The organism is Clostridia bacterium, from assembly GCA_026414765.1.
GTDB lineage: Bacteria > Bacillota > Clostridia > Acetivibrionales > DSM-27016 > SKW86.
The window spans coordinates 65,514-78,091 of record JAOAIJ010000024.1 but is presented as its reverse complement, the minus strand read 5'-3'; the positions used below and the strand labels follow the sequence as shown (position 1 = coordinate 78,091).

Annotated in this window: 7 protein-coding genes; 1 reads left to right on the top strand and 6 read right to left on the bottom strand. The window is 35.4% G+C overall.

Annotation, left to right across the window (positions count from 1 at the left end):
* Nucleotides 1-1,075: 1,075 nt before the first annotated feature.
* Nucleotides 1,076-4,417 carry a type I pullulanase gene (pulA, locus tag N3I35_10505; protein MCX8130519.1) on the top strand — a complete coding sequence of 1,114 codons (3,342 nt, stop codon included), beginning with the start codon at nt 1,076-1,078 and terminating at the stop codon, nt 4,415-4,417.
* A 209-nt stretch (nt 4,418-4,626) separates the two neighbouring features.
* On the opposite strand, the gene N3I35_10500 is transcribed toward pulA, so the two are convergent.
* The 6 genes from N3I35_10500 to N3I35_10475 form a co-directional block, all read right to left on the bottom strand.
* Complete coding sequence (locus tag N3I35_10500) at nt 4,627-5,460, bottom strand: radical SAM protein (GenBank protein ID MCX8130518.1); 834 nt, start codon at nt 5,458-5,460, stop codon at nt 4,627-4,629.
* A gap of 12 nt (nt 5,461-5,472) precedes the next feature.
* Nucleotides 5,473-6,954, bottom strand: coding sequence for an acyl--CoA ligase (locus tag N3I35_10495; protein ID MCX8130517.1), 1,482 nt, complete (start codon nt 6,952-6,954; stop codon nt 5,473-5,475).
* A complete protein-coding gene (locus N3I35_10490) occupies nt 6,951-7,214 on the bottom strand; it encodes an acyl carrier protein (GenBank protein MCX8130516.1) in 264 nt (87 codons plus the stop codon). Before N3I35_10490 ends, N3I35_10495 begins: the two co-directional genes overlap by 4 nt.
* Before the next feature lie 136 nt (nt 7,215-7,350).
* Nucleotides 7,351-9,051 carry a hypothetical protein gene (locus N3I35_10485; protein MCX8130515.1) on the bottom strand — a complete coding sequence of 567 codons (1,701 nt, stop codon included), beginning with the start codon at nt 9,049-9,051 and terminating at the stop codon, nt 7,351-7,353.
* 122 nt (nt 9,052-9,173) lie between these two features.
* Entirely contained in the window at nt 9,174-10,229 is a 1,056-nt protein-coding gene (locus N3I35_10480; protein MCX8130514.1) for a DUF1611 domain-containing protein, read from the bottom strand.
* Nucleotides 10,216-12,546, bottom strand: coding sequence for a glycosyltransferase (locus N3I35_10475; protein ID MCX8130513.1), 2,331 nt, complete (start codon nt 12,544-12,546; stop codon nt 10,216-10,218). Before N3I35_10475 ends, N3I35_10480 begins: the two co-directional genes overlap by 14 nt.
* Between the last annotated feature and the right edge of the window lie 32 nt (nt 12,547-12,578).

Sequence of the window (12,578 nt, the reverse complement as noted above, 5' to 3'; positions counted from 1 at the left end):
TTTTGGCTCTGATTTACTTACTAGCTTGTTTAAGCTTGTATGCTTACTCAAATTTATTGTTCGAGTTCCTTCAACATTTGCATGTTGTTTCATACACTGTTCACTTTTCAAAGTCCATCCCGCCGTTTCTCGCGGCGGATTTACATCTTAACACACTATAAACTTTATGTCAACACTTTTGAGAAAATTTATTTTATGTCTTGATGCAGTCTATTTTGTTTTGCTGCCGTCTCAACGGCGCTTTAATAATATAACATCAATTCAGATATTAGACAACATAATAATTACCTCAATAATCCCAAAAAATTCAATATAAATATGATTTACTCATTTAAACTCATATATACTCACTTATTAAGAAAATTACTCGATTCTTACTAAATTTTATATTATTAAGGTTGCTAAAATGACAATAATCTTCAAATCCATTAATATATTAATGATAGTATTTTTTATTCTTCCATGGTTTGGATAAAACCTTTCAGAATTTAATCAACATGCCTAAAGTCAGCAAATAACACACTAAATCAGATTCGATTTCAGCTTTCGAAACCTAAAAATCAGGTATGGCGTCCTGCTATACTGATAGTACTGCAAACTCACTGCTATTTTATTAATTATCTCCACTTTTTTTGTTTTTCTATAAGTATATTGACAACCCATATTATGGAAATATATAATTAATATACATTTTTTTGATACTCATCCATTTGGTGTAAACTAAAATTCCCTAATATAGGAGTCAACTTCATGTATAGGCCCTAAAAAATAATTATACTAATAAAATTATATCGGTATTCAGCTTTCAAAGAACTATATATCAACGTCCTCTTAATACAAATATATTTATCGATGAATTTGATTTTTTCTATTAATTCAAGTTCTCGATACGTTACATAATGAAGTTAATTAGTATTCAATTATAAAAAAGTTTAGATATCCTCAGATTATATTAAGTAAATCATATCAACTTCCGGATACAATCAAAAGATATTTCATCCTGGGAAAGGAGGGAAGTTTCTCGCAGGTATAGAGATATCAACTAAAATATATTACACTAATAGGAGGTCTTATAATGAGGAAAAAGAAAGTCACCGCATGGATAACATCTTTTCTAATGATTGTTTTTATTTTGCAGAGTGCTATTATACAGCCTGTATTCAGTGAATCTAATACTGTAAGTGTAACTATTCACTATCACCGCCTGGATGGGAACTATGACAACTGGAATATATGGGGATGGATACCTGGAGCCGAAGGCAGCAGATTTAACTTTACTTCGGAAGACAGCTACGGAAGAGTTGCCAGTTATACTCTCGAAAACACACCCAACGAGACAAGAGTAGGGTTTATTATTCGTTTGGGTGAATGGGAAGCCAGAGATACTGATGGTGACCGGTTCGCGCAGATTAAGGACGGTAAGGTAGAAGTATGGCTGCTGCAAGGAGAATCAGGTGTTTATTTCAGTGAAGAGGAAGCGAGGGCGGCTATTATACCAAAACTAACTGGTGCTACAATGAGTTCGATAAACAAAATACTCGTAAGGACAAATATCCCATTTGAACTCTCGGGTCACGGTGATGAAGGAATAACTATTAAGTCAGACGACGATGTTATCGGAATCTCCGGAGTAAGAAATCCTAATGCACAGGCTTTAGAAACCGCAGGCTATGAAACTCAGGACAACACCGTACACTTCGCACTTGTCCCCGGCAGCAGAGATGTACCATCTCTTGATCCAAATGGAGGCAGTCTGGTGTATGTGGCAGGAACAATGAACGGCTGGAACAGCAGCGGAGCAGAAGGCTGGAAAATGGATTGGAATCCCGATAAAAAATATTACGAATTGACTAAAACCCTGGGTACCGATATTAACTTCGGAGATGAGTTCAAATTTATAAATATAGTCAATGGTAATCCAAACTGGATGAGTGGAAACAATATTAGACTGATAAATCAGAACATTACATCGGTTGCAGAAGTTACAACCAGTGAAAATCTGCCTCTTAACCGCCGGTATTCAGTTATCGTAGATGGATACCAGGGAGAAAGTACGGTTATATTAAGTGGCAATGTCCTATCCAGTAAGGAGTTCGATGAACTTTTTTATTACAGTGGCGATGATCTCGGATATACCTATTCTAAGGAGAAGACCAGCTTCAGAGTATGGGCCCCTCTGGCAGAGAAGGTAATACTTATGGTATACAAGGATGGCGATACTGCTTCAGCTGACCCGGGCATGCCATATGAAATGCAGAAAGACGTAAAGGGTACATGGACGGCATCTCTGGAAGGAGACCAGAATGGAATATTCTATACATATAAGGTAACAAATTATGGTGTAGAAGCTGAAGCCGGCGATCCATATGCAAAGGCTGCTGGAGTTAACGGTGACCGTTCTGCTGTTGTGGATCTTGCTTCTATAAATCCTGACAACTGGGATATGGATAAGAAACCTGAATTCAAATCACGCGAAGATGCTATCATTTACGAGCTTCATATAAGAGATCTTGCAATGGATGCAGATTCAGGCATCGTAAACAAGGGGAAATACATTCAATTCAAGGAAGAAGGTACAAAAGGACCTGGCGGTATATCTACAGGTATTGATCATATAAAGGAGCTAGGTGTATCACATGTACACATATTACCCTCTTTTGATTATGCATCAATAGATGAAAAACACCTTGAGCAAAATAATTTTAATTTTGGCTATGACCCTGAAAACTTTAATGTTCCTGAAGGATCATATTCAACCGATCCATACAAGCCCGAAGTCCGTATAAAAGAATACAAGGAGATGGTTCAGGCTTTTCATAAAAATGGCCTCCGTATGGTTATAGACGTTGTTTACAACCATACAAACGACGGCAGCCTGGACAAATTCCGCAGAATTGTTCCTGGGTATTATTATAGAATGCGTGAAGACGGAACATACTATAATGGTTCCGGCACCGGTAATGAAACTGCTTCTGAGAGAGCAATGGTAAGAAAGTATATAGTTGATTCGGTTAAGTACTGGATAAACGAGTATCATGTAGACGGTTTAAGGTTTGACCTCATGGGAATACATGATATGGAAACTATGAAAGCTGTAAGAGCTGAAGCTGATAAAATTGACCCTAGTATCATAATATATGGTGAAGGCTGGGATATGGGCAACCTTCCGAGGGAGCAAAGAACTATACAACCATATGCAAAGGATATGCCGGAAATAGTATACTTCAATGATAATATCCGCGATAATCTAAAAGGACCATACAATAATTCGACTGCACACGGTTTTGTTGACGGTCAGCAGTACTATGATCTCGAAGTAATGGAAGGTGTAGCAGGCAGTATTGCTTATAATGACATAGTCAAGGATTATAACGGAGCTCCCGGACAATCCGTAAACTATGTTTCCTGTCATGATAATATGACGCTTTGGGACAAAATATCTGCCGCTAACCCGGGTATATCAGAAGCTGAACGCCAAAAAATGCATAACCTTGCAAATACAATAGTAATGACTTCCCAGGGTATCCCATTTTTACACTCGGGTGTAGAGTTCTTCAGAACAAAGCAAGGTGTATATGACAGCTTCGTATCACCTGACAGCATTAATGCGATGGATTGGTCAGAAAAAGCTGCCCACCTTGACAGTGTTGAATTCTACAAGGGTCTGATAGCTCTCCGCAAGGAACACCCTGCATTTAGAATGGCAACATCCGATATGATCAGAAAGCATCTTACTTTCATACCGTCGCAAAACAATTCTGTAGCTTATGTTATTAAAGATAATGCCAATAAAGACTCATGGAAGAATATTTTAGTAGCATATAATGCAAATACAACTGCAGTACAGATCGATATTCCGAAAGCAAGGTGGAATGTTGTAGTAAAAGGAAATAAAGCCGGAACGGGTACAATCCGTACTGAAAAATGCTCTAAACTATCTATAGAGCCTTTAAGTGCAGTTGTAATGTATACTAATGAAAAAATCAAAGTAAATGATCTATTTGCAGATAAAGAAACTGTGAAGACAAGACTTAACTCCTCAAATCTTACCGTCAGAGGCAAAGATATAGCTGCTGCAGAAAGAATAACTCAAAAGGATGGAGTTTTCTACTTCCCCGTTGTAGACATTGCAAAGGCTATAGGTGCATATACTGACTACAATTCAGAAGAAGGGTTAATAAAAATTAGAAAAGGCTGTTCGATAATAACCATTTCTACAAACGATTATAGTGTCTATGTAAAAGGTAGAAAAGTAAAAACCGATTACGGAACATACGCTTCAAATGATACAATCATGGTATCTTCAGGCTTTATTGAAGATTTGCTTGGCGGCTGTGTGCTGGCTGACCACAGAAGATATAATGCAGATACGCAAAGGGCAAACACTTTGGAACCGGATATTTATATTTTGTATTAGTATTTTGGAAAAAAGGGAGTTATCTCAGAATAAGGTAACTCCCTTTTTTTTAGGGCTTTTCTATGGAATATTTCGCACATAACGGACAAAAAACAGCTTCCGAGAATTTCTGAAGCTGCCTTTAAGTAAGATGGTCATAAGTACTAACTGTTGCAATATACTCATTGCTTTTATCCAAATTCTTTTACTCCTCTTGAAACGCACATTCATTAATATCTAGTAAGATCACGAGTATCACTATAATATTTTTTTATTGCTTCTTTCCAGACAGGAGAAGTTGAGTCATCGATATCCTCATTCTTAAAATTGTTTATTCTATATTCAAACTCTTGTGATATCTGCTCATGAGTTGTAGACACTGTCATTTTGCTACCTGATTTGGAACTTTGCTTTATACAGTAGTGTCCGCATTTGGAGCATAAGACATCATACATTTCCTGCAGTTTCAAAATACCTAAATCCTTTATGTCCTTTATTCCGATATCATACTTAAACACCCGGTCTATAGAACTTCCTACGGAACAAGGATAAAATCCGGAATATGTAAGTGCAATACCTACAGTTTCAGTTAACCAACACCCCCTATATTTTTGAGATTTTCCATCTTCAAGAATATCAACAGGTGCATTACACACATTAATGAAATGAGGTTGATACTTTGATGTTTTTTTGCCGTTATCTATTATAACGTAAGGATGTTTATATTCCAACCATTCCAATACCTTTCGGTTATTATCTCCATAGCCGTTTGTTACAATGGCAAGGCGCATGCTATGATTATGCAAGCTTTTGTAGTCTGCCAATAATGATATAATTTCTTTGAAATCCGGATGGATTGTAGGCTCTCCACCTAGTACAGTAATTCCCTCCCACTCATAATTATTACTTACTGATTGTTCAATAAATTTTTTAATCTGGTCAACTGACATATTCTGACTTGAGTTACTGGGAACTACAGAAATTATTCTGTCACAGTTTATACAGTTTAGATTACATAAAAGTGTTATATCAATTTCCAATCTTTTTAAATTTGGTACATGCATAACTTTTTCCTCCTATACCTGAAAATCATCTTTACGCAGTAGTTTTTTTCGTACCAGTTTCCCTGTAGCATTACGCTGTAGAGCCTCGACAATACATATTTCATCCGGATACTGATTTGGGTGCAAATACTCTCTGCATATTGACATAACATTTATATTCGTCATTTCAGTATTTTTTTCTGGAACTACTCCAATACATATTCTTTGCCCGTATCTTGGATCAGGTTCTCCCCACGCTACAACTTCCTTAATGTATTTACTCTGTAAAAGGGCGTTTTCTATTTCCTGTGGATAAATATTTGTTCCCGCTCTTATAATCATATCGTCTTTACGGCCAACAACATATAAAAAACCGTCTTCATCCATGTACCCCAAGTCCCCTGTATATAGCCATCCATTACGGATTTTTTTTGCAGTCTGTTCTAAATCCTGCCAGTAACCCATCATTATATTTGGACCTTTTACTGTTACTTCTCCCATTTCGTAAGCCCTTACTTCATTCCCACACTCATCAACAATTTCCACTTCCACACTCCTTAGAGGAATACCAGAACATCCCAGTTTGTCTCCGAAATATTCCGGCGGTAGATACGTAACTCTTGGTGATGCTTCAGTAAGTCCATACAAAATATAGAATTCAGTTGTTGGGAATTTTCCCTTAAGCTTTTGTATAATTTGAGGATGGGCATGTTCACTACTTAACCCAACCTTCCTAAGAGTAGGCAAACTAATATCGGATTTGCACATTATAACTTGGTAGAAAATAGTAGGTGTTGAGGTCATAACCGTACACCCCATACGATATATAAACCCCAGTAACCTTTGAGGTATAAACATATCGCAGTAAAAAGAAACACGTGCACCATTCAGCATTGCAACGAGAAATTCAGCATTTATTGCCGAAACAAGACATAATGGACGTAAAATCAACATATGATCCTGCGAATTTACTTTAAAATAATGCTGTACATCTTCTGCATTATTCAGTATATTTGTGTGACTTAGCATAACTCCTTTCGGTTTCCCACTTGTACCTGATGTAAATAATATCATAGCCGGATCAGTCGAGTATTCCGGTTCTGGTTCCCATCCCTTAAACGGGTTTAGCTCCTCATAAACTAAAATTTTAGTTTTGTTATTTGCAGCTGAATCTGCAATAATTTCTGGTAAAGGTTCAATATTTGTCAGTAATAATTGTGGACAAGCAATGTCAACAATATCTTTACAGCGTTTCTCTCCAGTATACATAGACATAGGAATAACTGTACATCCCCATGCAAAAGCTGACAATATACAAACAGCATCATAAAATGGATGCTTATTTAGAATTGCTATACGTGAGCCCTGGGGTACTACTTCACTGATTTTTTTCACTAGCCCCTTAACAAGCATTAGTAATTCTCCATAACATAAGCATTTTCCGTCCGGATCCGTTATTGCCGGTAAGTCGCTGTAATTATTGAACGCCTTATTTAGTTCCTTCCACAGATTCAAAACTGCTCCCCCCCTTTAGAAACGACCCTATCAACTAAAGCTGCCAAATCACCTACACTTTTTAGTGTACTTGGCTCGAGATCTGATTCACTAAAGACTATATTAAAGTGCTGCTCTATGCTCAACAATAAATCTATTAACCTTAATGAATCTAAGCCAAGGTCATCTCCTAGACTTGTATTTTCCGAAATCTTAGCTCCGGAAACATTTTTTAGCTTTCCTTCAAGCAACTTTGCTATTTCATGAATTGAATTATGCATTTTACACCCCCTTCAACCACCTTATGTTGACATTAAGAAAACATATTACTTGAACATCCTCATGGCCCCATCTGCGTAAATTAACAATAATTTATAGCACCTTCACTTGACTGGTGACTATAGTTTATTTTTGTTTTCAAAGAGAAACTATATTATTTTGAATCTCAGAAAAAACTACTTTGTGTTGAAGTTCATTCCATGTTCTTGCAAAAACGCCATAAGATTCTATCCCCTTCGTCGTCTCAAAAATATATGCTTCCTGCCATACTTCGTCCTTTTCTGCCTTGTACATAAATGAATACTTATTGCCATGCTTACGAATCATCAGATAAACATAAGGAGAGTAAAAGACCTCTTCCATAAGTGTGAATTCCTCTATTTCCGGACAGTATAGGGATAGCTTCTCCCATCCAAACTTTCCAAAAAGATATTTCATTCCGTCATTAAACTTCAGCACAACACCACTCTGATCACTGTGGTCCAGCTTGTTATCTACGGTTGGATAAACTCTTGTTATGAACTCAAAATTGTCACTACCATCTGCCAAAATAAGCATCTGGGGGGCATTATCCTCTAAAAGCCATGTATTATATGCTTTTCCTTCAGGTAGAATCATTTCAATAGAATTACCATCCTGCTTTATTAGGGCATTTAAGTAATTTATTTCCATATACTGTTCTTTCGCTCTGCTTTTATAGAAAATATCTACGTTATCGACCGTTGAAATGAGCTTTATGTATTCGTCTATAAATTTCTTTTCCATAAGAATATTTTGCTTTGCTTTTAATCTTAATGTTTCGGTTATCGGAGAATTTCTGTTAATGCACATAAATAAATGAACTCTAATATCATACCAGGACTTTGTTATTGAATCTTTCAACTCATGCAGCTCTTCAACCTGATTCTTACTTAATTCTAACCTTTTTAGAAACTTAAACAGTATGTCGTAGAATACTGCCTTAAAATTCAAGGTACTGCTGATTCTATTAAGGTTTTCTTTGGACAGGCAATTTACTGTATTCTCTTTGTCAATTAATTCAATAATTTCATTTTCAATATACTTAATGGAGGATTTCGCTTGAACTATATTTGCAAAATCGGAATATATATACTTCAGAGCCCAACAATAGCTTATCTTTTTAGTATTTTCTATACTTTTAAATGCCCAGAAATAACACATGTTCTGCTCTGGCTCAAAGTATTCTGAATATAGTTTCGATATTTTATATAGGTCTTCAAATCTTATAGCAAAGTTTTTATAGTTGCTGCTAGTACCATCGTTAATATGGGAATTATCCATTATATAGTATATTCTTTTATCCTTGTTATAGCCTTTTATTATTATGTAATGCCTGTTATGAGCCTCCAGATAATTTGACTGATAAAATAGTCCTATAGAGTTTATTGGAAACAAAAGTCTTGAGTTATTATTTATCTCTTCAATAATTCTATTATGCATACCTTCTTCATTTTCAAAGCATACTTTGCTGGATTGTACCCTAAAAATACTTTCCATCATATTGCTTGTGCCGAGTGATAGCGATGTAACTTCAGTTTGAAGGAATTTATCAAAACTTATATCTTTTAGGAAAGAACTATTATAGGATAAAAATAATAGAAAGATATAAAAATATTCAGGTCCAAATGAATTAATTATGATAGCTAGAGGCTTATTAAAACAGTTCAATTCCGCCCATGAATAATTATCATCATTTTCGATAATGCTATCAATTATTTTAAACTCTTTTATTCCATTTTTGAGTATTTCATTATTGTGTAAATGTGAATGGGTTTCTAAAAGAATCTCAGGTTTTTTCCCAACTCTTATCGACTGCATTTAGTTATTCACCTTGCTTTCAAAAATTTCTTACAGTTAGAAAAATCATTCATAACTTTATAAATGATAGGATATTCTTACATTAAACGAAAAATCAAAATATTTGTATCAATTTAGACTTTCTATAGTAAACTACATATTTTATTAATATCCTTTACAGTTTCGACTACATCAACTTTGAATTTATCCTTTAGCTCTTTTTTTCTTTTTTCTATGGAAAATTCAGGAATCGATTCGTATTCACAATACTTTACTTCAATTTTGTCTGGAAGCAGCAGTGCAAATGGCTTATCACAATCACCGTAAATCCTCAGAATATCCATACAATCTTTAATTTTCTCGTCATCATCATATCCTACAACAAGAATAAAGTAATTGGTCCTGAAATGCTTCATAAGGCTCGTATTCCATATTACATGAATTTTATCTCTCGATAAGAGTGTACTCTGACTTGCAATAAGTATATAATCATAACCATCCGATTCGATATTTTTCTTTAAAGAAAGCAGGTATTCTGGTATCTCAAGGGGCGCCCTGTTTGTAAGAGCAAGAATATCTCCGTCAGCCTGATTAAAAAGAAAGTGTGTAGGTTCCGTAATAACTGCTTTAGCCTTTTTCCCTTGCTTAAGAAGCTCCCTTAGCAGGTTCATCTGAGCTGTAAACTTTCCATAGCATGCTCTTGTTGCAAATATGGTTACTAACTTTGCATTGTTTTCGGCATGTATTTGTTCAGAATTATTAATAAAATTGAGAATCTCTTCTCTGGTTTTGGCATATGTTTTTATTCTTATGTTATTCTCCGCCAACCATGCATTTATAATTTCGTCATCCATCACGTTTGTACTGATAATTTCTATCCCTTTCCTATGAGCAGCCCTAACCAATTCTCTCCATTTCTCATCCAATTTATGGCTCTTATAAAAATCCATAAAGAAGTCCATAGCCGTACCAGGGTCATTTAAAACTAGAACATCCACATCTTCAAGCCCTTTTTCAATCGAATCAACAATTTTTATCCCCGAATGATTACCATCCACCTGTATTCCTGCATCTTCTCCAATATTAAATGTAAAATCAATAACCTTCACGATGTCTATGTTGGCTAAATCTTTAAACCTTATTAATCCTCTAGTTATTTTATTGAACGGGTATAGTACTGCTTTCTTAGCATTTTTCAATTATATCCCCCCCTAAATCATGCTTTCCATTAACAATACCATATAACTTGTCCAAACCATTCTTGTCGTTGTATAACTCAATTACTTCTAAGCTAGTTTCTCTCTCTATAGCCCTCTTTTTAAATATAAACTCATCCATTGTATACTTTTTATACTTATGAAAGCTCACTTCCCGAAACATCGGAAGAATAATTGCAGATATGTCAGCTTCTTTTCTAATTCTCGCTACCATCGTTTTTATTTGCTCAAGATCTTCTTCCATACCTGCCACGAGAAAAACGCAATCAATTTTTCTTGGAAAAACACAGTTTATCAAGCGCTGTGATACATCTACAAAAAAGTCTCCCTGTCCTCCCGTAACAATGTACTCGTAACCTTGCTTGTCAAGCTTATTCAATTGTCCCCTGAACCACTTTTTGAAATGGTAATCATCAAACCTCTCATTGCAAGCTGTTATGCTTCCAAAAACATCTCCATAGGGCTCTGTGGAAATATGCTTTACCTTATGCCCATTACTTTTCAGAAAGTTCGTTAACATGATTTGCGAACTAAACTTACCCATATTAGGCCCTATAGCAAAGAAAGATATAAGTTTGGGTTTGAACTTCTCATAACTGAATTCGTATTCCTGAGCATCTCTATAATTTTCAATATAATCTGAATAAGTAATTTCTGGATAAAAATAACTGATACCGCTTTTCTTTACCTTTTCCTTATAAAACTCTCCCTTTACTATATCCCCTAACAGGTATGAGGTAGAATAAACTGGTTTATAGTTCTCCAGGGCTGTGTCAAAAAGTTCATACCAGAACCTGCTTGTCTCGGCTTTTGTATAATAATTTTTCATATCATAAGCAGGTTCAGGTACATCAAAAAGCAGAAGTGCATCTGCGTTTTTAATCATTTCCCTTGCCTTTAACTCATCTGAAACTATAGGAATGCCGTTTTTTTCACCAAAAACAATCTCTCCAAGGTCTCCGTTTTCAAGAATTGTATAGTCGATAACACCTGCAATGCTAAAATCCAACATATCCTTGAATAAAACAACATTGTTAACTTCTTTATTGTATGGATAGATAACTACATTCTTACCTTTCAGAAAATCCAATCTCTTCTTTAAAACACCTGAATCATGCTCTAGACTTTTAATTCTGAATTTATTTTTTATAAGTGTCCTGAAATAAGATGGTTCATGGGTCTTATCCTTTCTTAATTTCTGCCATATGCTGTTTTTATGCAACCTTTTTATAAGCAAAGGCCTTGCAAGAAGGTATCCGTTGGTTTCATTAAGGCTTCTGCTCCAAAAATCCCAATCAGATGCTACATGAAAATCTAAATCGTATCCCATATTTTTTATGTACAATGATTTCCTTACAACAGCTGAAGGGTGTATTATATAGCAATTTGCTTTTAGCAGCTCATAATCATACTTATCAAGCATTATGGCTCCTGTACCGCCACATTTGCTGCATAGTCTGTATGCACAGAAATCCCCGTCATTCGGTTTGGGAATGGGATTATCATTTTCATCAAAATTTGTACAATAGGGACACCATATAAGATGAGTACGTATAAACAAGTTGTTTTCATTAGGAATATAGTCATAATGATGACTGAAGGCAGCATCTATATGCTCATTTTTGTCCAATATGTCCACCATACTTCCTAACAAATCAGGCATGTACACATCATCGCTATCCAGCCATGCTACATATTCGCCTCTGGCAATTTTTAGCCCCTGATTCCTTGCATATGCACATCCTGAGTTTTTCTCAAGCTTTATATATTTTAGATTACTTGTTTTCGAATAGTTATTAATAATCGAATCAATGTCTTCCGAAGAACCGTCATTAACTATAATGACTTCAAAGCTTCTATAATTCTGTGCCATAATACTTTCAATAGCCAGAGGAAGGTATTTTGAGTTGTTAAACACAGGTATGATCACTGAAACCCTGGGTAAAGCGCAGCTAGATCTATCTTCTTTAATTATTCCGCTTTTCCTTTTCTCATATTTCTTCTCAAGGCCTTTCAAATAACTTCCAACTCCAACTGAATAATAATGCCCCCAGAAATCTCTTATAATCTCTTCTCCATCTTTTGTTATAAGTTTGTAGTAATAGTCGATTACAGATTTTTCAGGCACTTTAAGTTCTACATAAATTGTTTTGCGCTCACCATTATCTATGCATTGGTAGTCTACCTGCTCCTCATGTCTTTCTCCCATACCATTGAGCCAGTATATAAGGTGAATGCTTCTTACATTATCAACATCAGTCTCAGTTATATCCTTCAACTCAAGCTTAATAGTCCTCATTTTCTCCCCCTCCTGAATTGTAAATTGTATTA

Bases quoted from the DNA above. Each gene is read 5' to 3' on its own strand.
- N3I35_10475 (MCX8130513.1), bottom strand. From the start codon at position 12,546: ATGAGGACTATTAAGCTTGAGTTGAAGGATATAACTGAGACTGATGTT.
- N3I35_10490 (MCX8130516.1), bottom strand. From the start codon at position 7,214: ATGCATAATTCAATTCATGAAATAGCAAAGTTGCTTGAAGGAAAGCTA.
- N3I35_10485 (MCX8130515.1), bottom strand. From the start codon at position 9,051: ATGCAGTCGATAAGAGTTGGGAAAAAACCTGAGATTCTTTTAGAAACC.
- N3I35_10500 (MCX8130518.1), bottom strand. From the start codon at position 5,460: ATGCATGTACCAAATTTAAAAAGATTGGAAATTGATATAACACTTTTA.
- pulA (MCX8130519.1), top strand. From the start codon at position 1,076: ATGAGGAAAAAGAAAGTCACCGCATGGATAACATCTTTTCTAATGATT.